We start from the raw sequence: 26,814 nt of genomic DNA on the forward strand, positions 1-26,814 counted from the left end.
GACGGGATCCCCGGCGAAGCCGCCTTCGGTCCCCGTGCCGAAGCCTCGGCCGCTGAAAGTTCGCCCACACCTTACAAATTCAGAGAAATGTACTTCAAATGGAGAAACTCCTCCATGCCGTGCCGGCCTCCTTCCCTCCCCTGCCCGCTCTCCTTGATGCCCCCGAAGGGAGCCTGGGGCACGCTGAGGGAGGTGCCGTTGACGGCCACCATTCCGAACTCCAGGTTCTCCGCCATGCGGAACACCCGGCCGACGTCCCGGGTAAACACGTAGGCGGCCAAGCCGTAGGGGGTGGCATTGACGCGCTCCATCACTTCCCCCTCCTCCCGGAAGGTGACGACGGGGGCGACGGGGCCGAAGATCTCCTCATGGACCAGACGCATCGCCGGGGTGACGCCGCCGATCACCGTCGGTGCGAAAAAGGTCCCCGAACGGTGGGATTCTCCGGTGAGGCGTGATCCCCCGGTCAGAACACGGGCCCCCTTCCGGACCGCGTCCTCGACAAAGGACTCCACTTTACGCAGATTCCGCTCATCGATCAACGGCCCCATTCTCACCCCCGGTTCCGTCCCCCGCCCGACCCGGAGCCTTTCCACACTGCTCACCAGCCGTTCGGAAAAGCGGTCGACGATCGACTCGTGCACGTACAGGACGTTGATGCCATTGCACATCTGACCCGCGTTTTCAAATTTGTTCCCGAGCGTCGCCTCCACCGCCCGCTCCAGTTCGGCGTCGGGGAAGACGATCAGGGGGGCATTGCCTCCCAATTCCATGGAGAGACGCTTCACCCGATCCGCCGAAGCGCGGATCAGCACCTTGCCCGTCTCCGTCGAGCCGGTGAAGGAAACTTTGCGAACCCGCGGATCGGCCATCACTTCCCGGCCGATGGCCCCCGCCTCGCCGGTCACCAGGTTGGCCGCGCCCGGCGGAAGCCCCGCCTCCTCCAGCAGCTTCAGCAAAGCGACGGCGGTGAGGGGGGTCTGGCTGGCCGGTTTCAGCACGACGGTGCATCCCGCCGCCAGGGCCGCGGCCATTTTGCGCGTCACCATCGTGGCGGGATAATTCCAGGGAGTGATCAGAGCCGCCACCCCGACGGGCTGTCGGATCACCAGAATGCGCTGATTCCCCCTGGATCCGGGCAAGGTCTCGCCGTAGATCCGCTTCGCCTCCTCGGCGTACCATTCCACGAAGTCGGCCGCACCGTCCGCCTCCTCCAACGACTCGGCGAGGGGCTTTCCCTGCTCCCGGGTCAGAATTTCGGAGATCTCCTCCCGATGTTTTCGGATCGCCTCCGCCCAGCGTTTCAACACTTCCGCCCGCTCCGCTCCCGTGCTCCGGGACCAGCCGGGAAAGGCCGAAGAGGCCGCGTCGATCGCCCGGGCGGCGTCTTTTCCGCCGCCCTTGGGAACCCGGCCAACCACCTCCCCCGTGGCCGGATCGGTCACATCGACAAATTCACCCGAGACGGCCTCCACCCACTGACCACCGATCCACATCCGGCTTTCGCCGCCCAGGACGGCGGATGCCAACTCGCCCATTGTTCTCCCCCCTTCTCCCTGTCTACCATGCCGCGGCACACCCAAACGCTTTTCGCGGTGTCTCAAGGAACTGCAGACTCCGGGGGGCGGACCGGGAAGTTCCCGCCCCTGCTCCATGCTTATGCTTGTCTCCAGTGAAATAGTCGCCCCCGCCGGCTTCCCGTCTAAAACCGTGATCATCACTCCGCGGCGTCACCGGCGACCTCCGCCATCAGAAGGGCCAAAAGGGCGATGCGCGGCACCATGCTGACCGCTTCCAGGTACTCGCCGGGGCTGTGGTCCGATCCGCCCACCGGACCCAGTCCGTCGAGACAGGGGATCCCCCGGGAAGAAACCCAATTGGCGTCCGAACCTCCCCCCGTCCAAACATCCTCGACGGAGAAATTCAGGGATCGGGCGCACCGTTTGGCCAGTTCGGCGAGACGCCGGTTCCCTTCCGTCTTCTCCATCGGCGGAAACCACAGGGTGCGCTCCACCCGGGCTTCCCCGCCGGTCACGGACGGGAGGGCGGCCACCTCTTCCATGAGCCGGATCACCGCCTGCAGCCCGCCGGCGCTGAAGAGGCGGACATCGATCTCCGCCCGGGCCCGGTCCGGAACCACGTTGGACACCGTCCCCCCTTCGATTCTCCCGATGTTGATGCGAAAGTCCTTTTGGCCGGCGGACCGCTCCCGCAGGGCGGAGAGGCGCTCGACCAGGTCGACGATGGCATTTCTCCCCTTTTCCGGCTCCACCCCGGCGTGGGCCGCCTTGCCGAGGGATTCCAGGACAAAGGCGGCGACGCCGGCGCGGGCGCTGACGAGGCTCCCGTCGGCCCGGGCCGACTCCAGCACAAACACCGCATCGGAACCTTCCAGGGCCTCCAGCATCGCCTCCTTCGTGTGGGGGGATCCCCTCTCCTCCTCGCTGTTGAGGACGAAGCGGATCTCCCCCCACGCGCCGGGCAAAACCTCCGAGAGGGCGCGCACCGCGTAGAGGCCGACGAGCAATCCGCCCTTCATGTCGGAAACGCCGGGGCCGAGCAAGCGGCTTCCCTCCCGGCGGAGGGGACGCTCCGCCGCCGTGCCGTCGGGATAAACCGTGTCCAGATGTCCCAGGAGGCCGATCCTCCCCTTTCCCCTCCCGGGGAGCCGGCCCACCCACACCCCGGCGCATCCCGGAACGGGAAGGTGCTCCACGGTGAAACCCGCTTCCCGAAGCCAGGAAGCGAAGCGTTCGCCGACGACGGTGACGCCGGATAGGTTGTGCGTCCCGCAATCCACTTCCACCAGCCGCTGCAGGCGGTCCTCCCAATCCCGGGAAATCCGCTCCGCCGCATCCCTCATCTGTTTCGCCAAGGATTCCATCTCATCGCCTCCCGTTCTTTAACCGGCGTTCCGGCAACGTCTCACGAGCCTTCCAGCTCCGCTTCCCGGCGCCGGAGCTCCTCCTCCGTCGTGCCGAGGGCGGCCTGCGGTCCCCGGAAATGTTTGCGATAATAGGAGAAATCCATGATGAGCAGCAGGAGCATCATGCCGGCGAGGGCGTAACCGGCATTTTGATTGGGCGGAATCACCATGATGATGCTGATGAAGGCGATCCACAGCAGGGCGATGACCGAAATGGGCCGGCCCCATTTCCCCAGATTCCACGGGCCCAGATGCCTCCGGGAAAATTTCCCCTTCGCTTCGGCCGTAAGGCGCAGCAGCATCGGAATGCCGTAGGCCACATACAGACCGACCACGCTGACTCCCGTCAAAAAAGTGAGGGTGGTGTAGGATGTATCCGGATGGATCCGCTTGATGACGTAATCGATCAGAGCCAGACCGAAGGAAAGGATGACCGACAGCCAGATGGCGTGGGCAGGCGTGCGGTATTTTTTGCTGATGCGGGCCCACAGGTCGCTCCGGGGCATTCCCCTGTCGCGGGAGAAGGCGAACATCATCCGCGAAAAGGAGGTGACCGAGGAAAGGCCGCAGAACCACATGGCAAGGGTGATCAGCCACAGGAGCGTATGCCCGAACACGCCGCCCAAGGCCTGGCTGATGACGTAGATGAAGGGATTGTCCGCGGCGACCGCCGCGCCGACATCCTTGATGGCCAGCGTCACGAAGGCGAGCATGATCATTCCGGTCACGAAGGAGAAAGCGACGGAGGTGAAGATCCCCCAGGGCGCCCGGACCCGAGGATGGAGGGTCTCCTCGATCGTGTGGGCGGAGGCGTCATAGCCGGTGAAGGTCCACTGCGCCTGCAGGAGGCCGATCAGGAAGGCCAGGGCGTAGGGTTTGTCGGAAAAGGTCTCCCCGACTCGGAACAGCGTCTCCACCGGCTGCAGTCCTCCCCTGGTGAAAAAGGCGAGGCTGAACACCAGGATCAGGACGACCCCGATGTGGTACCAGGCGGAAAAATCGTTCAACCGCGCGACGATGCGGATTCCCATGTGGTTGAACAGGCCGTGGGAAAGAAGGACCAAAGCGAAAACGATCAGGGTCGAGGTCTCCGTCATCCGGTAGCCCAGCACCGGCGACAGGAGACCGTCGAAGAAAATGGCCGCCGAATAGTCGATTCCTGCCACGATGCCGATCTGACCGATCAGGTTGATCCAGGCCGTATACCAACCCCATCGCTTGTTCCCGAGAAGGGAGGCCCAGTGGTACAAAGCGCCCGCGGTGGGGATCGCCGATGCCAATTCCGCCATCGCCGCCGCCACCAGCAGGACGAACAGGGCGACCAGGGGCCAGCCGAAACCCATCATGCCGGTGCCGCCGTAGGTGAGACCGTGTCCGTAAAGGGAAACGGCACCGGTCAGGACCGAGATGATCGAGAAGGAAATCGCGAAATTGGAAAACCCCCCCATATCCCGGAACAGTTCCTGGGCATACCCGAACTTGTGCAGATCCTTTCTGTCCTCATCCCGTTGTTTCTCCCTGGCGAAGCCCCTCTTCACCGCCATCCCCCTCCTTTCCGTCTTCCCGCCCCAGGAAATCGACGTGTTCCCTCTCATCAAAGCGGCGAACATTTTCATTGGCCACATATCCGATGCCGACAGCCACCAGACAAGTGAAAAGTATGAGCAGGATGCCGAGTAGCGTCACGGGTTCATCCCCTCCCGCCGCGAAATATTGGTGGGAAAATCCCATTTTCAAATATACGATTGATATTTTTTCTTTTAGAACAAGCCGCGGTCATAATTGGACAGGCCCGCCATTGCAAGGAAAAGATGAACTTCATGATTTCAAAATAAAAATATGTTTACGCGATTTCTTTTTGTGGGATAGATACTTTAGACCATGTAATTACCCTATCGGTTATATACAGAAAATTCCGTTTCCTGCCCTTGTTCCGGGCCGACCGCCGAAGGATCGGACCGCTCAAGGGAAAAGGGCTTCCCCTCCTCCTCGGAAAAAAACCGAATGGAGGGTGGCAAACCGGAGGAAACATGGTAGAATAATAAAAAAGGGAACATACGAACGTATGTTTGGGATCATTTTCCATGCGGGAGTGAGGTACCATGGCGCTCACCGACGAAGAAAAAGAGACGGTCATCCAGTTTGATGAATCGCGGGACAAGGCCATTTTGTACACGGCCAGCTGGAACGTCGCCCGCAGGGTCAGGCGGGCCGGCTATCGGCCGATCAAGAAAACCCCGGGCGGCTGGTGGTTTGAAATCCCCCTCGATGCCATGAGCATTCAGGGAGAGAAGTTTACCCAAACCGCCAGCGGCAGTTAAAGGGGTGAAAGCTAAAAAAACGGGGCCCTTTCGGCCCCGATGAGATGGTTGACGCCAGAAAACCCGGGATTCGGGAGCGGTCTTCCGCCCCGGCTCCGCGCTGATGTCCCGACCCGGCGAAAATCGCTCCCGCCCGACCGCGCTGTCAACCACCCAGCCCCGCCACAACGCCCCGTCAAGGGTCGATGCCGGGGTTCTTTTTATTTGGGTCGGGATCGTCAGAGCGGCGAAACAGCTTCCGCCACAACCATTTGAAGAAGTCCCTGATCATATCGAAAAAATCGAGGATGGCTTCAATGATCTCCCCCACGCGCAACAGGGCGGACAAAAACCGGAAAAACCCCTTAATCAAGCGCCATAATCCTTCCAACAATTCTTCCATCGATCATCTCCCCCAACGCGGGTTCCGCCTCAAAAGGTTTTTTCCCCTCTTTCCGCTTCAATCCCGCTGAAAATCCCTATTTGAAGAAACCCTCCCTTTGGCGGCGACGGCGTGTCTCCCCCTAACGTTCCTCCAAAAACCGGCTGATCCGGTCGGCAGCCTCCCTCAGCCGGTCTTCGGGTTGGACGAGGGTGATTCGGACATATCCCTCCCCCTTTTCTCCGAAGGCCCTGCCGGGGGTGAGTACTACACCGGTCTCCTCCAGCACCCGGAATACAAAGGATTCGGAACTCCACCCCTCGGGGATCTTCGCCCACACGTACATGGTGGCGGGGGGCTTGGCCACCTCCCAGCCGCCCGAGGCGAGCCGCTCGACCAGCGCATCCCTCCGCGCCTGATATGTTTCCACCTGCCTCCGGATGAAGGTCTCCCCCGTTTCCAGGGCCGCCTCCGCCGCCTTCTGGATCGGATGGAAAATTCCGTACTGGGTGTGGGACATCAGCCGGCCGAGGGCTTGAAGCACTTCCGGATGCCCGACCACGTAGCCGATGCGGCATCCGGCCATGTTGAAGGTCTTGGAGAAGGAGTTGAACTCGACGCCCACCTCCTTCGCCCCCGGAACGGACAGGAAACTGACGGCCCTCCGCCCGTCGAAGACCAGCTCGGAGTAGGTGAAATCGTGGGCGATGAGGATTTCGTGTTTTCGGGCGAAACGGACCAACTCCTCGAAAAAGGCGCGATCCGCCATCGCGGTGACCGGATTGCCGGGATAATTGAGGATCATCATCTTAGCCCGTTCGAGAACCGCCTCGGGAATCGCCTCCAGCCGGGGCAAAAAACCGTTTTCCTCCTCCAGGGGCATCGGATGGGGAACCCCGCCGGCGATCCGCACGCTCGCCTCGTAGATGGGATAGCCGGGATCGGGAACGAGGACGACATCGCCGGGATCGATCACGGTCATGGCCAGATGGGCCAACCCGTCCTGAGACCCCATCAACTGCAGCACTTCGTCAGGATTGAGGCGAACGCCGTACCTCTCCTCGTAGAAGGCCGCCACTTTTCCGTTGAAGGTCGGTATCGCCTCCAGGGTGTAGCCGTACTTGCTCTCATCCATTGACCATTTTCGGATCGCCTCCATCACTTCCCGGGGCGGCGGCAGGTCCGGGCTGCCCACGCTCAGATCGATCACCGTCTTCCCGCTTTCCATCACCCGCCGCTTCGCCCGCAACAATTTGTTAAAGACGCCCAAGGGCAACTGTTGGATATTTTTTGACGGTTGAATGCGCATCGGAATCCTCCTTGAAAAGTGGCGTTCAGCCGCGTTTTTCACTCATCATAAACATTTGCAAAGGCGGTTGCAACGGGGAAATCAATTGCAACTCCGCTTCGTTTCCACGCTCTCCCTTTTTGTTCCGCAAGTGTTGACAACCTCCGTTACGCCGTGGTACTTTAAAACAAACACAATATTTTGTTGTTTATTTATAAACGAACAACAATATATCGGGTTTTGTCGGGTGAAGGTGCCTGTAAAGGCTGAAAAGGGAATCCGGTGAAAATCCGGAACTGTCCCCGCAACTGTGAATGCGGACGAACGGGTCATATCCACTGCATCGGAAGGGTCGGCGCCGTACCGCCGGCTGTCGATGCGGGAAGGGACTCCGGTAGGATGATGCATGAGTCAGTATACCTGCCTTCCCCGCCTGACACGACACTTCTTCGGGGGGTGAGAAGTGGAAGCGGGGGAACCCTTGTGCCTTTTTCCAGCCGTTCATCCGCTCCATCCCGGGCGGAATTTTTATTTGAATGGAAAGGAGAAGGAAAATCCGTGACCCAATCCATCCCGGCAAGCCAAAATCAAGCGCTTGACCAAAGGGAGGCGGAATCCCGCATCGACCGGGTCCTCTCGGGCCTTCAGCTGAAGGGACTTCCAGAGTTCAAAGAAAAGATCCTCCGGATGGTCTCCCAAAAACCCAGCCTTTCGGAGGATCAGCTGACGCAGCTCTTGGTTGCGACCGCCTTGGAAAACGTGGATGAAGCCAACGCCCCATGGAGTTTTGCCGCGGCGAGAATCTATCTGGACCATCTCTATCGCAAAGCGGGTAAAAACCGGGGCTATGCGGGGAAAAAATACGGCGATTACTATCAACTGCAAAGGACGTTGGTGGAAAAGGGGATCTACTCCCCCCACATCCTGGACAAATACACGGAGGAGGAGATCCGGCAGCTTTCCCGTCTCATCGACCCCGACAAAGACCTTCTGTTCGATTATCCCGGCCTGCACACGCTGGCCACCCGCTATCTGGCGACCGACCACGACAAAAACGTCTATGAGCTCCCCCAGGAGCGTTGGCTGACGATCGCTTTGCACCTGATGCAGGATGAGCCGAAGGAGCGCAGGCGCCTCCTGGTTCGGGAAGCCTATTGGGCCCTGTCCAACCTCTACATGACGGTGGCCACCCCCACCTTGGCCAATGCCGGGCTCTCCCACGGTCAGCTGTCCAGCTGCTTCATCGACACGGTCTCCGACTCCCTCATCGACATATACAACAGCAACACCGACGTGGCCCGGCTTTCCAAAGACGGAGGGGGCATCGGCGTCTACCTGGGAAAGGTGAGAAGCCGCGGCAGCGATATCAAAGGCTTCAAGGGGGCTTCCTCAGGCATCGTCCCCTGGACGAGGCAGCTCAACAACACCGCCGTCAGCGTCGATCAGCTCGGAAGGAGAAAGGGAGCCGTCTGCGTCTATCTCGACGTCTGGCATCCCGACATCCTTTCCTTTCTGGATCTGAAATTGAACAACGGGGATGAGCGGCAGCGGGCCCACGACATCTTCACGGGCGTCTGCATTCCCGATCTGTTTATGGAGCAGGTGGAAAAGCGGGGGGACTGGTATCTGTTCGATCCCCACGAAGTCCGGCAGGTCATGGGATTTTCCCTGGAGGATTATTACGACGAGCGCCCGGGCGGCGGAAGCTTCCGGGAAAAATATGAAGCCTGCATCCGGAACGACCGGCTGAGGAAACAGAAGATTCCGGCCATTCAAATCATGATCCGGATCATGAAGTCCCAGCTGGAGACGGGAACCCCCTTCATGTTTTACCGGGATCGGGTCAACCGCATGAATCCCAACAAGCACGCCGGCATGATCTACGCCAGCAACCTTTGCACCGAAATCGCCCAGAACATGTCTCCCACCGTTCAATACGAGGAAACGATCGACGGGGACACCATCATCACCTACAAGAAGGCGGGGGATTTCGTCGTCTGCAACCTGTCCTCGATCAATCTGGGAAAAGCGGTTCCGGATGGCGTCCTGGAACGTCTGATCCCCATCCAGGTCCGGATGCTGGACAACGTGATCGACCTGAACACGATCAGCGTCAAGCAAGCCTCCCACACCAACAAAAAATACCGGGCGATCGGCCTCGGCACCTTCGGTTGGCATCACCTGCTGGCCCTTGAGGGGATTCCCTGGGAATCGGAGGAGGCGGTCGAGCTGGCGGATCGGCTGTACGAAAAAATCGCCCGCCTGACGATCCGGGCGAGCGCCGAATTGGCGAAGGAGAAGGGAGCCTACCCGCTGTTTGAGGGGAGCGAATGGCAGACCGGTGAGTACTTCGAGAAAAGAGGATACCTCTCGGGGGACAGCGCCGAGGAGTGGGAAGAAATCCGAAACATGATTCGGCGATGGGGCATCCGCAACGGCTATTTGATGGCCGTCGCCCCCAATTCCAGCACCGCCATCATCGCCGGTTCCACCGCCGGCATCGATCCGGTGTTCAAGCCCTTCTATTACGAGGAGAAAAAGGATTACAAACTGCCCGTCGTCGCCCCCGGATTGGACCATCGCACCTACGCGGTCTACCGGCGCTCGGCCTATATCGTCGATCAGCGCTGGTCGATCCGGCAGAACGCGGCCCGGCAAAGGCATATCGACCAGGCGATCTCCTTCAACATCTACGTCCCCCACAACATCCACGCGAAGGTGCTGCTGGACCTTCACCTGAAAGCCTGGAAATCGGGGCTCAAAACCACCTATTACGTGCGGTCCACGGCGTCGGACATCGAGGAGTGTACCTGGTGCGCATCCTGATCAGTTACGCCAGTTTCAGCGGAAACACCAAGGAGGTTGCCGAAATCATCGAACAGCGGTTGGCGATGGAAGGCTGTTCCGTCGAGATGCACCGGATCAGCCGGCTGAACCGGACCATTCCCGACCCTTCGCAATTTGATCTCTTTCTTCTCGGGACCTTCACCTGGGGAAGGGGCGACACCCCGGACATCGTCAAGGATTTTGTCCTGCAAATCGGCTACAAGCCCCGCAACGTTTTCGTCTTCGGCACCGGTGACACCCAGTTCGGCGGGGACGATCTCTTCTGCAAAGCCTGCGACAAACTGGCGACCTTCTACGGTTCGACCTATGCGCCCCTGAAGATCGAACAGAGCCCCCGGGAGGCACAGGAAAAAAACGTGACAAAGTGGACGGAAGGAGTGCTGAAACATTGGATCAGCTCCTGAAAAAAGTGACCGTGCTGGAGCCGGAAAACCCCAACAAATCCACCGCCCTCTTCGGCGGCAGGGCGAGCGGCATCTTGAACTGGAACGATCTCGCCTATCCCCACTTTTACGATTTCCGGGAGCAGATCCGGTCGCTGTTCTGGCGGGCGAGTGAAGTGGACATGACCCACGACATCAAGCAGTTTCCCAACCTGTCCTCCGCCGAACGAAACGCTTTTCTGAAAATCATCGGCCTGCTGGCCACCCTGGACGGGCCGCAAACGGACATCGCCATGCGCATCGCCCATTTCTCCACGGATCCCTCGGTCAAGGCGATCATGGCCACCATCGCCGACCAGGAGAGCGAACACAATCACAGTTACGCCTATGTGCTCTCCTCCGTCGCCACCTACGATCAGCAGATCGAAACCTTTGAATACGGCCGGAAGGATCCCGTCCTGCTCAAGCGGAACGAACGGATCATGCAGGTCTACAATGAGCTCGCGAACCGCCCCACCCTCTTGAACGTTTTGAAGGCCATGGTTTACTCCGCCCTGCTGGAGGGGCTGTTCTTCTACTCCGGCTTCGCCTTTTTCTATCACCTGGCCCGGCATCAAAAGATGGTCGGCACGTCGACGATGATTTCCTACATCAACCGGGACGAACTGCAGCACGGCCGCTTCATCAGCGAACTGTTCCGGGCCACCCTGGCGGAACATCCGGAACATAACACGGAGGAGTTCAGCGGCTGGGTGTACGATCAATTCCGGCATGCCGTGGAGCAGGAAACGACCTGGAGCCGCTATATTTTGAAAGATATCGAAGGCATCGATCTCAGCGAAATGGAAGGCTACATCCAGTACCGGGCCAACAAGATGCTCCGCCTCCTCGGATTGAGCGATCTCTATGAAAACCGCACGGAAAATCCGATGAAATGGATTCGCGCGTACGTGGACAACTTCGACGGGACCAAGACGGACTTTTTCGAGCAGAAATCCCGTCAATACGTAAAGGTCGGGGACTTAAACGGCTTCGACGAACTGTAGGAAACCCAAAGAAAAAGGCGCGGAACCCATCCGCGCCGAACCTGAACCGGGAGGCGATTTCCACCATACGACTCGCCAGTGCGTGGAGCGAAGAGGGAAATCGCCTTCCCTCTGGTACTTTGTCCTATGGTCCCTGCCGCAACAATTTCATCTGCACCCTTCAAAGCCCCTGGCGGCGCCTATCCCCCGTCCTCCGCTCTTCCACATAGTCCCTCTGCAAGATCGCCATATGGATGATATCATGCCATGCACCATCCCGAAAAATCGCTTCCCTTGACCTTCCTTCCTGTTGAAAACCCAATTTCTCGTACAACTTGATCGCTCGGCTGTTGAAGGAAAAAACCCTCAGCGATATGCGATGCAGATTCATCTCCAGGAACCCGTAATCGAGCAGCAGTTTCATCGCCTCTGTTCCATACCCTTTCCCCCATGCCGCTTTTTCCCCGATATCAATGATGCACTCGGCATTTCGGTTTTTGTAATCGATATTGATCAAGGAAATGACCCCGATGGGTTTTTCGGATTGTTTCTCGATCATGAAATAGCACTTGGAGGAAGGGGATCCCAGAATCACCTGTTGAACAAACTCTTCCGTTTCCTCCATCCGATAAACATCCAACAACGGTGCAGTGGTTCTCATCACATCCGGATCATTTCTCCATTTGTGATAAATCGCCGCATCTTCGGTTGTCATTTTTCGCAAACGGATTCTCTCGGTTTCAAATCGCATCACAGCACTCCTCACGATGGATTGGACTCATTTTTCCAACACAAACGGGGTGCCCGATGCCGCCTTCCGCCAAGACACCCTGCTAACCCTTTCCCTACGACAGGAGAATTCTAACATGAAATCCCCGCTGATCCTTCAGGATCAACGGGGATTTTCCCTTCATCCCGCTTTCACCCCTTCAGCGCCCTGGCGGCGATATCCCGGCGGAAGTGGGCCCCTTCGAAGCGGATGGACTCCACCGCGTCGTAGGCTTTGTTCCGGGCTTCCGCCAGGTCGGAGCCGAGGGCGGTCACGCCGAGCACCCGGCCGCCGGCGGTGACGATCCGGTTCCCTTCCCGCCGGGTGCCGGCGTGAAAGACGAACCGGTCGTCGGCGGGTTTCGGCAATCCGCTGACGGGCAGCCCGGTGCGATAGGAGCCCGGATAGCCTTCGGAGGCCATCACCACGCAGACGGCGGCCTCCTCCTTCCATCGGATCTCCACATCCTCGAGCCGCCCCTCCGCCGTGGCCAGGAGGATCTCCGCCAGGTCGGACTCCAGCCGGGGAAGGATCACCTGGGTCTCCGGATCGCCGAAACGGGCGTTAAACTCGATCACCTTGGGCCCCTCCGGCGTGATCATCAGCCCCGCGTAAAGCACGCCGCGGTAATGAATCCCCTCCTCCGCCATCGCCCGGGCCGTCGGCTTCAGGATCTCGTCCACCGCCTGCCGGACCACCTCCCGGGAAATCTGCGGGACCGGCGAGTAAGCTCCCATGCCGCCCGTGTTCGGCCCGCGGTCTCCGTCGAACACGGGCTTATGATCCTGGGCCGGCTCCATGGGCCGGACCGTCTCCCCGTCGACGAAGGCCATCAGGGACATTTCCTGTCCGAAAAGGCATTCCTCGATCACCACTTCCTCGCCGGACGCACCGAAGACCCGTTCCTCCATCGCCTGCCGGATGGCCTCCTCGGCCTCCTCGACGGTGCGGGCCACCACCACGCCCTTTCCCGCCGCCAGTCCGTCCGCCTTCACCACGATGGGCGCCCCCTGCTCCCGAACGTATCGCTTTGCCTCCTCCGCATTCGTGAAAGAGCGGAAACGGGCGGTGGGAATGCCGTGCCGGACCATCAGCTCCTTGGCAAACCGCTTGCTCCCCTCGATGCGCGCCGCTTCCCGGCGCGGTCCGAACACCTTCAGACCCCGTTCCTCAAACCGGTCAACCAGACCGGAAAGCAGCGGCGCCTCGGGGCCGACCACCGTCAGGTCGATCCCCTCCTCCTCCGCGAAACGCGACAGCTCATCCACCGCCGTCGCCGAAAAGGGCAGGCATTCCGCCCCGTCAGCCATCCCTCCGTTGCCCGGGGCGGCGTAAACCCGGGTAACCCGCGGGCTCTGCCGGAGTTTCCACACCAGCGCATGCTCCCGTCCGCCGCTTCCGATAACCAGGACGCGCATTCCTCTTCCTCCCTCAATGCTTGAAATGGCGTATTCCCGTGAACACCATGGCGATCCCGTGTCGATCCGCTTCGGCAATCGACTCTTCATCCCGGATCGATCCTCCGGGCTGGATGATGGCCGTGATCCCGGCCCGGGCCGCCGCCTCCACCGTGTCCTTCATCGGGAAAAAGGCGTCGGAGGCGAGAACCGCGCCCCGGGACCGCTCGCCGGCCTGCCGGATGGCGATCTCCGCCGCGCCCACCCGGTTCATCTGCCCGGCGCCGATCCCGACGGTCCGTTGATCCTTGGCCAGGACGATGGCGTTGGACTTGACGTGCTTGACCACCTTCCAGGCGAAGAGGAGCTCCTTCCACTCCTCCTCCGAGGGAGCCCTCTTCGTCACGACCCGGCATTCGGAGCGGTCCAGCCCCTTCCGGTCCGCCTCCTGCACCAACAGGCCTCCGTCCGCCGCCGTGAAGCGCCAAGGGATGTTCTCCGCCCCGCCGCCTTGGCCTTCCCCCGCCATCCGGAGCAGGCGCAGATTTTTCTTCTGCTTGAGCACCTCCAGCGCCTCCGGGGTGAAATCGGGGGCGATGACGATCTCCAGGAAGATGCCTTTCATTTGCTCGGCCGTCTCCTTGTCGACGGGCCGGTTCAGCGCGACAATGCCGCCGAAGATGGAGACCGGGTCCGCCTCGTAGGCTTTCCGGTACGCCTCCGTCAGGGAGGACCCCACTCCGACGCCGCAGGGGTTGGTGTGTTTCACCGCCACAGCCGCCGGCTCCGCAAACTCCCGGACCGACTCCCAGGCGGCTCCGGCGTCCTGAATGTTATTGTAGGAAAGCTCCTTGCCGTGCAGCTTCTCGGCGGCGGCGATCCGCCCCGGACCCGCGAAGGGCTCCCGGTAAAAGGCGGCCTTCTGGTGCGGATTTTCCCCGTACCGAAGATCCTGGACCTTGTCGAAGGTGACCGTCAGCTTCTCCGGGAACGCTTCGCCCGCACGCCCGCTGAGGTATTGGGCGATCAGGGCGTCGTAGGCCGCCGTGTGGCGGAACGCCTTGGCCGCCAGGCGAAGGCGGGTCGCATCATCCACGCCTCCCCGCTCCCGGATCTGTGAAAGCACGAGATCATAATCTTCCGGATCCACCAACACCGTCACGTGGCGGTGGTTCTTGGCCGCCGCCCGGATCATCGCCGGACCGCCGATGTCGATGTTTTCGATCGCTTCCTCAAAGGAAACCCCCGGCCTTCCCAACGTCTCCCGGAAGGGGTAGAGGGAGATCACCACCAGCTCGAAGGGTTGAATCCCGTGCTCTCGGAGCTGATGGCGGTGCTCCTCCACATCCTGCCGGGCCAGCAGTCCGGCGTGAATCTTCGGATGCAGGGTTTTCACCCGCCCGTCCAGGATCTCCGGAAAACCGGTCACCTCGGAAACGCCGGTGACCGGAACCCCGGATTCCTTCAGCAGTCGGGCGGTTCCGCCCGTGGAGACGATCTCGATGCCCCTGTCGGCCAACTCCCTGGCCAGCGAAACGACTCCGGTCTTGTCGGACACACTGATCAATGCGCGTCGGATGGTAGGCATGGTTTCCTCCTTTATCTTCCGCTACGGGGTGGGATGAAACTTCTTGAATCCGGCTTCCGCCTTCACTAGGGCGGACGGGCGGCAAATCCGCCTTCCCGGATGGTGATGCTTCACAACCCGGAGGGGGCACTTTCGCTTTCTTTCACCCCCCGGATCCCGACAACCGACCGCCCCTTGCTCTTTTCGAGATGGAAGCCTGTTCGTCAGGGATTTATCGGCCGGCGGGCTCTTTGATCCGGCCGCTGATCCAATCGAGGATCACCGCCGGGTAAAGCCGGTGCTCCACCGCCTGGATCTTGCGGGTGAGCGATGCGCGGTCGTCCCCCTCGTCGACGCGGACCGGCTCCTGGGCGATGATCGGCCCGGTGTCCATCCCCTCGTCGACGAAATGAACGGTGACTCCGGTCCATTTCACACCGTAGTCCAGGGCTTGCCCGACGGCATCCTTCCCCGGAAAGGCCGGCAAAAGGGAAGGATGGATGTTGACGATCCGCCAACGGTAGGCGTCCAGGAGAGTCGGCCCGATCAACCGCATGTATCCCGCCAGGATCAGGCGGCGAATCCCCTCCCGCCGGAGACGGGACAGGATTTCCGCCTCGTATTCGTCCTTGGAGGCGAACCGCTTCGGATCGACCAGAAGGGAAGGCACCCCCAGCTTTTCCGCCCGCTCCAGCACCCCCGCCCCCGGACGATCGCAGACGAGCAGGCGAATCGGCTCCGGCCATCCCTTGGAGCGGGATGCCTCCACCAGGGCCTGAAAATTGCTTCCGCTCCCGGAGGCAAACACGGCGATGCTCATCGCAGATCCTCCTCTCCGGACCAGGCGACCCCGCGACTTCCTTCCGTCACCCGCCCGATGATCCAGGCCCGCTCCCCCAGCGACTCGGCTAGGGCTTTGGCCTCCTCCGCCTGTTCCGCCGGCAGACAGAGAACCATGCCGATCCCCATGTTGAAGGTGCGGAACATGTCCTCGTCGCCGATGCCCCCTTCCCGGGCGATCCGCCGAAAAATGGGCGGAACCGGCCAGCTGTCCCGGTCGATGACGGCCCGGCACCCCCCGGGCAACATGCGGGGGACGTTTTCGACGAGGCCGCCGCCGGTGATGTGGGCGCCTCCCTTCACGTCGAAGCGCCCCAGCAGGGAGAGAAACGTTTTCACATAAATCCGCGTCGGCCGGAGCAGCTCTTCCCCCAGGGTGCACCCCTCCTCGGGAAGTCTCTCTCCCAGCCGATCCAGGCCGCCCCTCAACAACACCTTCCGCGCCAGGGAGAAGCCGTTGCTGTGCAATCCGACGGAAGAGAGGCCGAGCAAGACGTCCCCGGGACGGATGGACGCCCCCGTGAGCAGACGCGCCCGTTCCGCGACGCCGACGCAAAAGCCGGCGATGTCGTATTCCCCGGGGGCGTACATGTCCGGCATTTCCGCCGTCTCTCCGCCGATCAGGGAGCAGCCCGCCTCCACGCATCCGTCGGCCACGCCCTTGACCACCGCCTCCGCCTGCTCGGGAACCAGCTTTCCGGTGGCCAGATAATCGAGAAAAAACAGGGGCTCCGCCCCCTGCACCACAACATCGTTGACGCACATGGCGACGCAGTCGATGCCGATGGTGTCGTGGCGGTTCAGGGCAAAGGCGATTTTCAGCTTGGTCCCCACCCCGTCCGTGGCGGACACCAGCACGGGTTGGTCATGGGATTTCAGGGCGAAAAGACCGCCGAACCCGCCGATGTCGCCGATCACCTCTTGGCGGTGGGTTCTCAGGACATGGGCTTTCATCCGCCGAACCGCCTCGTTGCCAGCGTCGATGTCCACTCCGGCCGCGCGATACGCTTCGCTCATCGTCTCCCCTCCATCACCATGGCGTCTTCGATTTCCGTCGGATACCTCCCGTCGAAGCAGGCCAGACAATGTCCGCGGTTCAGTTCGCCCGGGTGGCGTCCGATGGCCTCCAGCATCCCCTCGGCGCTCAGAAAGGCCAACGAGTCGGCGCCGATGATTTCACGGATCTCCTCCACCGAATGGCTGGCGGCGATCAACTGATCCCGGTCGGAGGTATCGATCCCGTAGAAACAGGGAAACCGGACCGGCGGAGAACTGATGCGAACGTGAACCTCCGTTGCCCCGGCCTCCCGGAGCATTCGGACGATCCGGCGACTGGTGGTCCCCCGGACGAGGGAGTCGTCCACCATGACCACCCGTTTCCCCTCCACCACCTTGCGCACCGCGGACAGCTTCATCTTGACCCCTTGTTCCCGCATCTCCTGGCTGGGCTGGATGAAGGTCCGGCCCACGTACCGGTTCTTGAGCAGTCCCAGCTCATAGGGGATGCCCGCCGCCTCCGCATAGCCGATGGCCGCGGAGATGCTGGAATCGGGGACGCCGGTCACCACGTCCGCTTCGGCGGGGGCTTCCTTGGCCAGCTGCCGTCCCAGCCGCTTCCGGGCCGCGTGCACGTTGATTCCCCCGATTTCGCTGTCAGGGCGGGCGAAGTAGATATATTCGAAGGAACAGACCGCCCTCCGGGCCGGCGGGGCGAAGGATCGGCTCCGCAACCCGCTTCGGTCCAGGACGATCAGCTCGCCGGGCTGCACCTCCCGGATCAGCTCCGCCCCGATGGCGTCAAAGGCGCAGGTTTCCGAGGAAAAGACGTGGGCGTCTCCCAACCGGCCGATGGAGAGGGGGCGCAGGCCGTGAGGATCCTGTGCCACCAACAGCCGGTCCTTGGTCAGGATCAACAGGGCGAAGGCCCCCGTCAGCTGCGCCAGGGCCTCGGCGACGGCATCCTCCAGCCGCTCCCGGCGGGAGCGGGCGATCAGATGAGCGATCACCTCGGTGTCGGTGGTGGTCTGGAAAATGGAACCCTCCCGCTCCAGTTCCCGCTTCAGGCGTCCCGCGTTCACCAGGTTGCCGTTGGTCGCCAGGGCCAACGGGCCGAAGGGATAGTTGAACACCAGGGGCTGGGCGTTGAGGAGGCCGCTCTCCCCGGTGGTGGAGTAGCGGACGTGGCCGATGGCGGTGTGCCCCGACAGCTTTCGCAGCGTGTCGTCATCAAACACCTCCGTCACCAGCCCCATGCCGCGGTGGTGCCGGAAAGCCCCGCCGTCGGTGGCGGCGATGCCGGCGCTCTCCTGCCCCCGGTGCTGAAGCGCGTGCAGCCCGTAATAGGTGAGCCGGGTCGCCTCCGGATGGCCGGCGATGCCGAACACCCCGCACTCTTCCTTCAGTTCGTCGAAGACAGACTCATCGCGCATGGTATCGCCCCTTCCCACACGTCGGAGAGCTCGCGCACGCCGGCGTCGATCACATCCCGGCCGTTCAGGCGCACCCGGAGGTGCCCGCCGGCCACCCGCCCGATCCGCTCAAAGGGAACTCCCCGCTCCCGCAAAAAGTTTTTGAGCTCCTCCGCCGCGTCCGGCGAAGCGCTGAGAAGCACCCGGGACTGGCTTTCGCTGAAGAGGAAGGCGATGTCCGACAGATCCGTCCGGACATCGATCTCCGCTCCCCGTTCGCCGCTGATGCAGGACTCCGCCAGCGCGACGGCCAACCCGCCCTCGGACAGGTCGTGGGCCGACGAAACCCAACCCCTTCGGATCCCTTCCAGCACCGCTTCCTGAAGGCGCTTTTCCTTTTCCAGGTCGATCGCCGGCGGCCGTCCGGCGATCCGGCCGGTGATCACCTGCTGCAGTTCGCTTCCTCCCAGTTCCGCCTTGGTCTCGCCCAGGAGGAAAATCAGGTCGCCCTCCTCCTTGAAGGACTGGGTGGTGATGTGCCGGCGGCTTTGGATCAATCCCACCATGCCGACGACGGGGGTGGGAAGGACGGCCTGTCCCTTCGTCTCGTTGTACAGGCTCACGTTCCCGCCGACCACCGGAGTGCCCAGGGCGCGGCACGCTTCACTCATCCCGTCGATCGCTCCGGCCAGTTGCCAGTAAATTTCCGGCTTTTCCGGGTTGCCGAAGTTGAGGCAGTCGGTGATGCCCAGAGGCTCCGCTCCGGAGCAGACCACGTTGCGCGCCGACTCGGCGACGGCGATCGCCCCGCCCCGCCTCGGGTCGAGATAAACATACCGGCCGTTTCCGTCGGTGCACATCGCCAGCGCCTTGTCCGTCCCCCGCAGGACGATCACCGCCGCGTCGGAACCCGGCCGGACGGCGGTGCCGGTGCGCACCATGTGATCGTATTGCCGGTACACCCAACGCTTGCTGGCCACCGTCGGGGAGGCGAGCACCTTCATCAGCGCCTCCCGGGGATCGAGCCCCGAAAGCTCCGGCTCCGGATCAAAGGCGGCAAACTCCCGGTAGTAATCGGGCTCCTTACCTTCGCGGACATACACCGGCGCATCCGTCAGGGTCTGCACGGGAATGTCCGCCACTTCCTCCCCTTTGTGGAGGAGTCGCAGCCGTCCGTCCCCGGTCACCCGCCCGACCACGGCGAAGGTGAGGCCCCACTTGTCGCAGATGCGCTTCACGTCCGCCTCGCGCCCCGTTTCCACGACCAGGAGCATCCGCTCCTGGGACTCCGACAGCATCATTTCATAGGGGGTCATCTCCGCTTCCCGCTGGGGCACCCGGTCCAGGTCCAGCACCATGCCGACCTCTCCTTTGGCCGCCATCTCGGCGCTGGAACAGGTGAGGCCGGCGGCTCCCATGTCCTGGATTCCGACCAACAAGTTCTCCTTCACCATCTCCAGACACGCTTCAAGGAGCAATTTCTCCTTGAAGGGATCCCCCACCTGCACCGAGGGGCGCTTTTCCTCGGAGGCTTCGTTCAGCTCTTCGGAAGCGAAGGTGGCCCCGTGAATGCCGTCCCGTCCGGTGCTGGCCCCCACGTAGATCACCGGATTGCCCTCGCCGGACGCCACTCCCTTCTGCAGATCCCCGTGGTCGAGGATGCCCACGCACATGGCGTTCACCAGGGGATTGCCCTCGTAACGGGGATCGAAGCAGACTTCGCCGCCCACGGTGGGAATCCCGACACAGTTGCCGTAGTGGGCGATCCCGGCCACCACCTGGCCGAACAGATAGCGGACCCGGGGGTGGTCCAGAGCTCCGAACCGGAGGGAATTGAGCAGGGCAACCGGACGCGCCCCCATGGAGAAGACGTCGCGAATGATTCCGCCGACGCCCGTCGCCGCCCCCTGGAAGGGCTCCACGGCCGACGGGTGGTTGTGGCTTTCGATCTTAAACACCACCGCCTGCCCGTCGCCGATGTCGATCACGCCGGCCCCCTCCCCGGGCCCCTGCAGAACCCGGGGACCGTCGACGGGAAAGCGCCTGAGAAGCGGCTTGGAGTTTTTGTAACTGCAGTGTTCCGACCACATCACGCTGTAGATGCCCGTCTCCGTCCAGTTGGGCAGCCGGCCGAGGCAGCGGACCACCCGCTCGTATTCTTCATCGGTCAACCCCATCTCCCGGTACAGTTTCCTGTCGCGGATCATCTCCGGTCCCGGCTCCCGGGAAAGGGTCGTTTGCTTAGGCTGCACCGCTCTCCCTCCAATATTTCAGCATCGAAGTAAAGAATCGCACCCCGTCCGCCGAACCCATCCAGCTGTGGACCGCCCGTTCCGGATGCGGCATCATTCCGAGCACATTCCCCTCCCGGTTGACGATCCCGGCGATGTCGTCCACCGAACCGTTCGGGTTTTCCCCGGCGTAGCGGAAGACGATCTGATTGTTTCGCTTAAGCTCCGCCAGGGTTTCGTCGTCGCAGTAATAGTTTCCCTCACCGTGGGCGATGGGGATGCGGATCGTCTCCCCCTCCCGGTAATCCCGGGTGAAGGGGAGCCGGGCGTTTTCCACCCGCAAAGGCTGAATGTCGCAGCGGAACTGCAGGTGATCGTTCCGCCTCATCGCTCCGGGAAGCAGCCCCGCCTCGAGCAGGATCTGAAAGCCGTTGCAGATGCCGACGACCAGTTTTCCCTTCGCGGCCGCCTCCCTCACGCCTTCCATCACCGGAGAAAAGCGGGCCAGGGCCCCCGTCCGCAGGTAGTCTCCGTAGGAGAAGCCGCCGGGGAGGATGATGGCGTCATAGCCGGACAGATCGGTCTGGGTGTGCCACACCCGATCCACGGGCTGATCCAGAACGTCCTCCACCGCCTTCACGCAATCCACGTCACAGTTGGAACCGGGAAAAACGGGAACGGCGAAGCGCATCAGACCCCCTCCTCCAGCGAGAAGGAATAGGTCTCGATGACCGGATTGGCCAGCAGTTGCTCACACATCGCCTTCACCCGTTCCTCCGCCGGCGCCGGATCATCGGCATCCAGCCAAACCTCCATCGTCTTCCCGATGCGCAAATCGGTCACTTCACCGAATCCCAGGGTGTGCAGCGTCCCTTTGACCGCCTCCCCCTGCGGATCCAACACGCCCGGTTTCAGTTTCACGGTAATCGTGGCCTTAATCACGGGTTTCTCCTCCCAGCCGTCGCCAAATTTCGCGGTACGCCTCCACCACGTCCCCCAGGTCCCGGCGAAAGCGATCCTTGTCCAGCTTTTCTTCCGTACCGGCATCCCAAAAGCGGCAGGTATCCGGTGAGATCTCGTCCGCCAGCAGGAGCCGGCCGTCCCGGTCCAGGCCGAACTCCAGCTTGAAATCCACCAGAATCACCCCGCGTCCCTCCATCAGCTCCATCAGCAGCCCATTGACGCGCAGGGCGATATTCTTCATCTCCTCCAGCTGATCCGGAGTCGCCAGCCGGAGCACGGCGATGTGATCCTCATTGATCAGCGGATCCCCCAGTTCATCGTTCTTGTAATAAAACTCCACCACCGGCCGGGGCAGGGGCGTCCCCTCCTCCAGCCCCAGCCGCTTGGCGAGGGAGCCGGCCGCCCGGTTCCGTACCACCACTTCCAAGGGAAGGATCTTAACCTTCCGGACCAGCTGCTCCGTCGGCGAGAGCCGGCGGACAAAGTGGTTGTCCACCCCGTTCTTGGCCAAATAGCGGAAAAAGAAAGCGCTGATCCGGTTGTTCATCTCCCCCTTGCCCGGGAGATTCCCCTTCTTCTTCCCGTCAAAGGCGGTGGCATCATCCTTGTACACCACCCGCACCACATCCGGGTCCTCCGTCCTAAACAGCTTTTTCGCCTTCCCCTCGTACAGCAGTTCACCCCGGTTCATGTCTTTCCGACTCCTCTCCAAAGGTTTGACCGCCCGATCACTCGTCCAACAGGCCCAGCCGGCGGAACAGGGTATCCACGTGTTTCAGATGGTATCGGTAGTCGAAACAGTCGGCGATCTCCTCCGGCGTGAGAACCTCGGAAATCACCTCATCCGCCTCCACCAGCGGGCGGAAGGGCCGCTGTTCCTCCCAGGCCCGCATCGCGAGTCGCTGTACCCGGTCGTAGGCCTCTTCCCGCTTCAAGCCCTTGTCGATGAGGGTGAGGAGGACCCGCTGGGAATAGATCAGGCCGAAGGTGCGCTCCATGTTCCGCTTCATGTTTTCCGGGAACACGGTCAGCTCCTCCACAATCCCCGCAAAGCGGTTGAGGAGGTAGTTGAGGAGGATCGTCGCGTCGGGCAGAATCACCCGCTCCACGGAGGAGTGGGAGATGTCCCGCTCGTGCCACAGGGGGACGTTTTCGTAGGCGGAAACCATGTGTCCCCGGATCACCCGGGCCAGGCCGCTCACATTTTCCGAACCGACGGGATTCCGCTTGTGGGGCATGGCCGAGGAGCCTTTTTGCCCCTTCTTGAAGGCCTCCTCCACCTCGCGGGTCTCGCTCTTCTGCAATCCGCGGATCTCGGTGGCAAACTTGTCCAAGGAGGTGGCGACCAGGGCCAGGGTGGCCATGTACGCCGCGTGGCGGTCCCTTTGCAGGGTCTGAGTCGAGATGGGCGCGGGCTCAAGACCCAGTTTCCGGCACACATACTCCTCCACGAAGGGATCGATGTTGGCGTAGGTGCCCACGGCGCCGGAGATTTTCCCCACCCGCACTTCCTCCATCGCCCGGACGAACCGCTCCCGGTTTCGCTTCATCTCCGCATACCACAGAGCCATTTTCAGGCCGAAGGTGGTGGGCTCCGCGTGCACCCCGTGGGTGCGCCCCATCATCACGGTGTCCTTGTACCTGAGGGCCTTTTTCTTCAGCACCTCCAAAAAGCGGTCGATATCCTCAAGCAAGATCCGGTTGGCCTGAAGCAACAGATAGGACAAGGCCGTGTCCACCACGTCGGTGGAGGTGAGCCCGTAATGGACCCATTTGGACTCGGGTCCCAGGGTTTCCGCCACCGCCCGGGTGAAAGCCACCACGTCGTGCCGGGTCTCCCGCTCGATCTCGTGAATGCGGGCGACGTCGATCCGGGCGTTTTTCCGGATCTTCTCCACGTCTTCCCGGGGAATCACCCCCAGCTCCGCCCAGGCTTCACAGGCGAGAATCTCCACCTCAAGCCAGGCGCGGAACCGGTTTTCCTCCGTCCAGATCTCTCCCATCTCGGGACGGGTATAACGTTCGATCATGATGTCCCAACCCTTTCTACTTTTCCCAAAGGCCGATTTGATGAATGATTTCAAGCGCCTCGTTCGCGTCCGCCAAAACCGTCACATGTCCCATCTTTCTTCCGTATCGGGCCTCCCGCTTCCCGTACAGGTGCACCTTCACCTCCGGAGGCAGGTAGGGCAGCTTTTCCAGCAGTCCGGGCAGGTGCTGCCCAAGAACATTGACCATGACCGCGGGGGTGAGCAGCCGGGGTGAACCCAAGGGCAGCCCGCATATCGCCCGCAGAAATTGTTCAAATTGAGAGGTGGCGCAGGCGTCGTAGGTGTAATGACCGGAATTGTGCGGGCGCGGTGCCAGCTCGTTGATCAAGAGGCGTCCGTCCTCCAGAAGAAACATCTCGACGGCGATCAAGCCCACAACCCCCAAGTGTTCGGCGGCGTCCCGGGCCAGCTTCTTCGCCTGCCGGGCGATCCCTTCGTCGATGGGAGCGGGAACGATCGTCCGGTGCAAAATATGGTCCCGGTGGATGTTCTCCGCCACGGGAAACGAGGCCGTCTCCCCCCGGATCCCCCGGGCCACCACCACCGACAGCTCCTTCTGAAAGGGGACGAACTGCTCCAGGATCAACTCCCGGCCCCCGGCGGAAAGATCGGTCCAGCTGGACGCCGCCTCCTCGGCGGAGCGGATGAGCCGCTGTCCCTTGCCGTCATATCCGCCGGTGGCCGTCTTCATGACGCAGGGAAGCCCCAACTCCTCAGCGGCCCGCTTCGCCTCCTCCGGATTCCTCACCGCCCGGAAGGGGGTGACCGGAAGACCGCCCGCCGCGAGGGACTCCTTCTCCCGCAAGCGGTGCTGTGTCACCTCCAGCAGCCGGCTTCCCTGGGGAAGCGCCGCCCGCCGCTCTAAACGCTTAACGGCTTCCGCGCTGACGTTTTCAAATTCATAGGCGATCACGTCGGCAGCCTCCGCCAGGGCCTCCGCTCCTTCCGGATCATCATAGCCCTTGGCGATGTGCCGGTCGGCCACCTGGCCTGCGGGGCAATCGGCGGCGGGATCCAGGGTGACGAAGCGGTATCCCATCTTGCGCCCCTCCAGGATCACCATTCGTCCCAGCTGTCCCCCGCCTAGGATGCCCACCACGCTTCCGGGGAGAAATACCCGTCCGGTGGACCGCTTCATCTCCGTTGTCGCTTTCACGGGCGATCACTCACTTTGTATACTGGTGAAAAGTTTTTGTCGGACGCCGGAAGGGAGCCTCGTGCTTCCCATGGGAATCCCTCGGCACCCTCCCGTCCCGTCATCCCTTCGCCTCCGGATCGGCCGTCTCCAACACGCGCCGGCGGATCTCCTCCCGCCGGGCGTTCAGGCGCTTCCGGACGGACGAGTCTTTGACGCCCAAAATCTCCGCCGCCAGGAGGCCGGCATTGACGGCTCCCGCCTCTCCGATGGCCACCGTGGCCACGGGCACGCCGCCGGGCATCTGCACGATGGAGAGCAGCGAATCCAAACCGTTCAACGCCGATGTCTTGATCGGCACGCCGATGACGGGCAAGACCGTCTTGGCCGCCACCATCCCCGGAAGGTGGGCCGCTCCGCCCGCTCCGGCAATGATCACCTCGATCCCCCGGTCCGCGGCTTCCTCCGCGTAGCGAAACATCTCATCAGGCGTCCGGTGGGCGGATACCACCCGCTTTTCGTGGGGGATCTCCAGCTCCGCTAGCACTTCCGCGGCCCGTTTCATCGTCGGCCAATCCGACGTAGAGCCCATGATGATTCCCACCAACGGCTTTTCCATGCTCCTCCTCCCCTATCCGCAGTATTTTCAACGGATGAATCTTATATTAGCCGATAAATCGGCAAGACACAGGGGGTGGCCGTCTTCTCCCGGCACAAAAATGGCCCGGACAAGGATTTCGGGCCACCGAAAAATCCACCGTCCGGGCGCATTTGCGCACGCCGAAAGGAGGATTTCCCCCATAGTCCGGAAATTTACGGTTTCCGGGTAGAGACACTCGGGCCCTATTCCCGAGCATATATGAGAAAAATCCCATCACCCACAGTGTAACAGCCCCGGAGGGGGAAGTCAACGAAAAAGACGAACATTAAAACGGTAATTATATCTAAGCGTTCGTTTTTATGTGATCATCTCCCTTTCCGGGTTGCCGATTTCGGCGAAATCCATTATAATATGGATAAAATGTTATGAATGACCATTCATTCATAAGCGGATCAAGCCCCACACGCCGCTGCACGAAAGCGGCGACACCGCAGCAACGGCCCTCAACGATTTTACCGAACCGGAGGCGAAGGCGTTGAACACTTCGGCGAAGCTGAAAGGCATCCATCGAATCACCCTGCCCACGCCCTTCCCCATCGGCCCCGTCAACGTTTATCTGGTGGAAAGCGAATCGCTCACCCTGGTGGACGTCGGCCCGAAAACGGATGAAGCGTGGGAAAGCCTGAAAAACCAGCTGCGGGATCGGGGCTACTCCCCTTCGGACATCGAGCAGGTCGTGCTGACCCACCACCATATCGACCATGTGGGACTGCTCGACTACCTCCGGGAAAACGGGGACATCCGCCTCATCGGCCACCCGCGGAACCGCCCCTGGATCCGGCGGGACGAAGCCTTTTACCGCAAATGGTACCGGTACATGGAAGAGCTGTACCGCTCGGAGGGCGTGGAGGAAACCCTCATTGAGCCCAACATTCAGCTGTACCAACTGCTGCAGAGTTTCAATTGCCGGACGGATCTGGACTGGGAAGTCGCGGAGGGTGACGAGATCCCGGGGATGCCCGGATGGAGGGTCAAGGAGACGAAGGGGCATGCCCAAAGCCACATCTCCCTCTACCGGGAGGCGGACGGGCTGATGATCGGGGGAGATCATCTGATCGCTCACGTCTCCTCCAACGCCCTAATCGAACCTCCCTACCCCGGCGAAGACAAGCGGGCCAAACCGCTTCTCCAGTATCGCGAATCCCTCAGGAGCTGTCTCGAAATGGATTTGGCACGGGTCCTCGCCGGACACGGAAAAGAGATCACCCGGGCCCATTCCCTGATCGAAGAGCGGCTTGGCCAGCAGGAAAAGCGCGCCCGCGCCCTGCGCGACATCCTGTCCGAGGGGGATGCGCTGACTTGTTTCGAGCTCTGCAAAAGACTTTTCCCGACCAAGTATCTGGAACAGCTCCCCTTGGCCATGTCGGAAACCCTCGGCCACCTGGACCTGCTGGAGGAATGGGGAGCGGTGAAAAAAGAAGAAAACGGCGGCATCCGCTATTACAGGCTCGGGGATTAGTTCCCCGGGCCTTTCGTCTTCGGCCGGATACGGCTTGCCCCGCCCGACCTTCAAAATCAAAACCCGGCGCCCGTAAAGGCGCCGGGTGAGGCTGTTGACAAAGAAGGGTCAACAGCCTTTTTTGTTGAATTCGGAATAAAACAATTCCGAAGGAAGGTTTTTATATGTTCAGGACGAACCCA

General features: G+C 61.7%; 24 protein-coding genes and 2 riboswitches. Of the genes, 5 read left to right on the forward strand and 19 right to left on the reverse strand.

What is annotated here, in order from left to right:
• Nucleotides 1–71: 71 nt before the first annotated feature.
• The 4 genes from CLV97_RS15655 to CLV97_RS15670 form a co-directional block, all read right to left on the reverse strand.
• Nucleotides 72–1,538, reverse strand: coding sequence for an NAD-dependent succinate-semialdehyde dehydrogenase (locus CLV97_RS15655; RefSeq protein ID WP_146130524.1), 1,467 nt, complete (start codon nucleotides 1,536–1,538; stop codon nucleotides 72–74).
• A 179-nt stretch (nucleotides 1,539–1,717) separates the two neighbouring features.
• Nucleotides 1,718–2,884: a M20 family metallopeptidase gene (locus tag CLV97_RS15660; RefSeq protein ID WP_106346468.1), complete on the reverse strand. Its 1,167-nt coding sequence runs from the start codon at nucleotides 2,882–2,884 to the stop codon at nucleotides 1,718–1,720.
• 41 nt (nucleotides 2,885–2,925) lie between these two features.
• A complete protein-coding gene (locus CLV97_RS15665; protein WP_245891641.1) occupies nucleotides 2,926–4,464 on the reverse strand; it encodes an amino acid permease in 1,539 nt (512 codons plus the stop codon).
• Nucleotides 4,427–4,612 (reverse strand): hypothetical protein, encoded by a 186-nt coding sequence (locus CLV97_RS15670; protein WP_092035684.1) that lies wholly within the window; start codon nucleotides 4,610–4,612, stop codon nucleotides 4,427–4,429. Before CLV97_RS15670 ends, CLV97_RS15665 begins: the two co-directional genes overlap by 38 nt.
• Nucleotides 4,613–5,028: 416 nt before the next feature.
• On the opposite strand from CLV97_RS15670, the gene CLV97_RS15675 reads away from it, so the two are divergent.
• On the forward strand, nucleotides 5,029–5,247 hold the full coding sequence (locus tag CLV97_RS15675) for a hypothetical protein (protein ID WP_106346470.1): 219 nt from the start codon (nucleotides 5,029–5,031) through the stop codon (nucleotides 5,245–5,247).
• A gap of 175 nt (nucleotides 5,248–5,422) precedes the next feature.
• Here the strand turns inward: CLV97_RS15675 and CLV97_RS15680 are convergent, their stop codons facing one another.
• Both CLV97_RS15680 and CLV97_RS15685 read right to left on the reverse strand, forming a co-directional pair.
• The gene (locus CLV97_RS15680) at nucleotides 5,423–5,629 is read right to left on the reverse strand and encodes a hypothetical protein (RefSeq protein ID WP_106346471.1); all 207 of its coding nucleotides are present in this window, start codon (nucleotides 5,627–5,629) and stop codon (nucleotides 5,423–5,425) included.
• A gap of 121 nt (nucleotides 5,630–5,750) precedes the next feature.
• A complete protein-coding gene (locus CLV97_RS15685) occupies nucleotides 5,751–6,917 on the reverse strand; it encodes an aminotransferase class I/II-fold pyridoxal phosphate-dependent enzyme (RefSeq protein ID WP_106346472.1) in 1,167 nt (388 codons plus the stop codon).
• A 213-nt stretch (nucleotides 6,918–7,130) separates the two neighbouring features.
• Nucleotides 7,131–7,338, forward strand: a riboswitch (cobalamin riboswitch).
• Between the two features lie 41 nt (nucleotides 7,339–7,379).
• On the opposite strand from CLV97_RS15685, the gene CLV97_RS15690 reads away from it, so the two are divergent.
• From CLV97_RS15690 to CLV97_RS15700, 3 genes are read left to right on the forward strand one after another with little or no spacing between them, the layout of a single operon-like run.
• Nucleotides 7,380–9,722 (forward strand): ribonucleoside-diphosphate reductase subunit alpha, encoded by a 2,343-nt coding sequence (locus tag CLV97_RS15690; RefSeq protein ID WP_425440579.1) that lies wholly within the window; start codon nucleotides 7,380–7,382, stop codon nucleotides 9,720–9,722.
• Nucleotides 9,710–10,147 carry a flavodoxin gene (locus CLV97_RS15695; protein WP_106346473.1) on the forward strand — a complete coding sequence of 146 codons (438 nt, stop codon included), beginning with the start codon at nucleotides 9,710–9,712 and terminating at the stop codon, nucleotides 10,145–10,147. Before CLV97_RS15690 ends, CLV97_RS15695 begins: the two co-directional genes overlap by 13 nt.
• Nucleotides 10,132–11,172: a ribonucleotide-diphosphate reductase subunit beta gene (locus tag CLV97_RS15700; protein ID WP_106346474.1), complete on the forward strand. Its 1,041-nt coding sequence runs from the start codon at nucleotides 10,132–10,134 to the stop codon at nucleotides 11,170–11,172. Before CLV97_RS15695 ends, CLV97_RS15700 begins: the two co-directional genes overlap by 16 nt.
• A 160-nt stretch (nucleotides 11,173–11,332) precedes the next feature.
• On the opposite strand, the gene CLV97_RS15705 is transcribed toward CLV97_RS15700, so the two are convergent.
• The 13 genes from CLV97_RS15705 to purE form a co-directional block, all read right to left on the reverse strand.
• Nucleotides 11,333–11,902 (reverse strand): GNAT family N-acetyltransferase, encoded by a 570-nt coding sequence (locus CLV97_RS15705; RefSeq protein ID WP_106346475.1) that lies wholly within the window; start codon nucleotides 11,900–11,902, stop codon nucleotides 11,333–11,335.
• Between the two features lie 170 nt (nucleotides 11,903–12,072).
• The gene (purD, locus tag CLV97_RS15710; RefSeq protein ID WP_106346476.1) at nucleotides 12,073–13,338 is read right to left on the reverse strand and encodes a phosphoribosylamine--glycine ligase; all 1,266 of its coding nucleotides are present in this window, start codon (nucleotides 13,336–13,338) and stop codon (nucleotides 12,073–12,075) included.
• A 13-nt stretch (nucleotides 13,339–13,351) separates the two neighbouring features.
• Nucleotides 13,352–14,905: a bifunctional phosphoribosylaminoimidazolecarboxamide formyltransferase/IMP cyclohydrolase gene (purH, locus tag CLV97_RS15715; RefSeq protein WP_106346477.1), complete on the reverse strand. Its 1,554-nt coding sequence runs from the start codon at nucleotides 14,903–14,905 to the stop codon at nucleotides 13,352–13,354.
• A 211-nt stretch (nucleotides 14,906–15,116) separates the two neighbouring features.
• Nucleotides 15,117–15,704 (reverse strand): phosphoribosylglycinamide formyltransferase, encoded by a 588-nt coding sequence (purN, locus tag CLV97_RS15720; RefSeq protein ID WP_106346478.1) that lies wholly within the window; start codon nucleotides 15,702–15,704, stop codon nucleotides 15,117–15,119.
• Nucleotides 15,701–16,741, reverse strand: coding sequence for a phosphoribosylformylglycinamidine cyclo-ligase (gene purM / locus CLV97_RS15725; protein WP_106346479.1), 1,041 nt, complete (start codon nucleotides 16,739–16,741; stop codon nucleotides 15,701–15,703). The genes purN and purM overlap by 4 nt, the downstream gene beginning before the upstream one ends.
• The gene (gene purF, locus CLV97_RS15730) at nucleotides 16,738–18,153 is read right to left on the reverse strand and encodes an amidophosphoribosyltransferase (protein ID WP_106346480.1); all 1,416 of its coding nucleotides are present in this window, start codon (nucleotides 18,151–18,153) and stop codon (nucleotides 16,738–16,740) included. The genes purM and purF overlap by 4 nt, the downstream gene beginning before the upstream one ends.
• The gene (purL, locus tag CLV97_RS15735) at nucleotides 18,123–20,339 is read right to left on the reverse strand and encodes a phosphoribosylformylglycinamidine synthase subunit PurL (protein ID WP_106346491.1); all 2,217 of its coding nucleotides are present in this window, start codon (nucleotides 20,337–20,339) and stop codon (nucleotides 18,123–18,125) included. Before purL ends, purF begins: the two co-directional genes overlap by 31 nt.
• Nucleotides 20,340–20,373: 34 nt before the next feature.
• Nucleotides 20,374–21,054, reverse strand: coding sequence for a phosphoribosylformylglycinamidine synthase subunit PurQ (gene purQ, locus CLV97_RS15740; RefSeq protein ID WP_106346481.1), 681 nt, complete (start codon nucleotides 21,052–21,054; stop codon nucleotides 20,374–20,376).
• The gene (gene purS, locus CLV97_RS15745) at nucleotides 21,054–21,305 is read right to left on the reverse strand and encodes a phosphoribosylformylglycinamidine synthase subunit PurS (protein ID WP_106346482.1); all 252 of its coding nucleotides are present in this window, start codon (nucleotides 21,303–21,305) and stop codon (nucleotides 21,054–21,056) included. The genes purQ and purS overlap by 1 nt, the downstream gene beginning before the upstream one ends.
• Nucleotides 21,298–22,017 (reverse strand): phosphoribosylaminoimidazolesuccinocarboxamide synthase, encoded by a 720-nt coding sequence (gene purC, locus CLV97_RS15750; protein WP_106346483.1) that lies wholly within the window; start codon nucleotides 22,015–22,017, stop codon nucleotides 21,298–21,300. Before purC ends, purS begins: the two co-directional genes overlap by 8 nt.
• Before the next feature lie 37 nt (nucleotides 22,018–22,054).
• Entirely contained in the window at nucleotides 22,055–23,356 is a 1,302-nt protein-coding gene (gene purB / locus CLV97_RS15755) for an adenylosuccinate lyase (protein WP_106346484.1), read from the reverse strand.
• A gap of 16 nt (nucleotides 23,357–23,372) precedes the next feature.
• Nucleotides 23,373–24,515: a 5-(carboxyamino)imidazole ribonucleotide synthase gene (gene purK, locus CLV97_RS15760; RefSeq protein ID WP_106346485.1), complete on the reverse strand. Its 1,143-nt coding sequence runs from the start codon at nucleotides 24,513–24,515 to the stop codon at nucleotides 23,373–23,375.
• Between the two features lie 118 nt (nucleotides 24,516–24,633).
• Entirely contained in the window at nucleotides 24,634–25,131 is a 498-nt protein-coding gene (gene purE, locus CLV97_RS15765) for a 5-(carboxyamino)imidazole ribonucleotide mutase (RefSeq protein WP_106346486.1), read from the reverse strand.
• A 162-nt stretch (nucleotides 25,132–25,293) separates the two neighbouring features.
• Nucleotides 25,294–25,395, reverse strand: a riboswitch (purine riboswitch).
• A 253-nt stretch (nucleotides 25,396–25,648) separates the two neighbouring features.
• Between purE and CLV97_RS15770 the strand changes: the two genes are divergently transcribed.
• Complete coding sequence (locus CLV97_RS15770) at nucleotides 25,649–26,632, forward strand: MBL fold metallo-hydrolase (RefSeq protein ID WP_245891643.1); 984 nt, start codon at nucleotides 25,649–25,651, stop codon at nucleotides 26,630–26,632.
• Nucleotides 26,633–26,814: the final 182 nt, after the last annotated feature.

This window comes from Planifilum fimeticola, from assembly GCF_003001905.1.
Lineage (GTDB): Bacteria > Bacillota > Bacilli > Thermoactinomycetales > DSM-44946 > Planifilum > Planifilum fimeticola.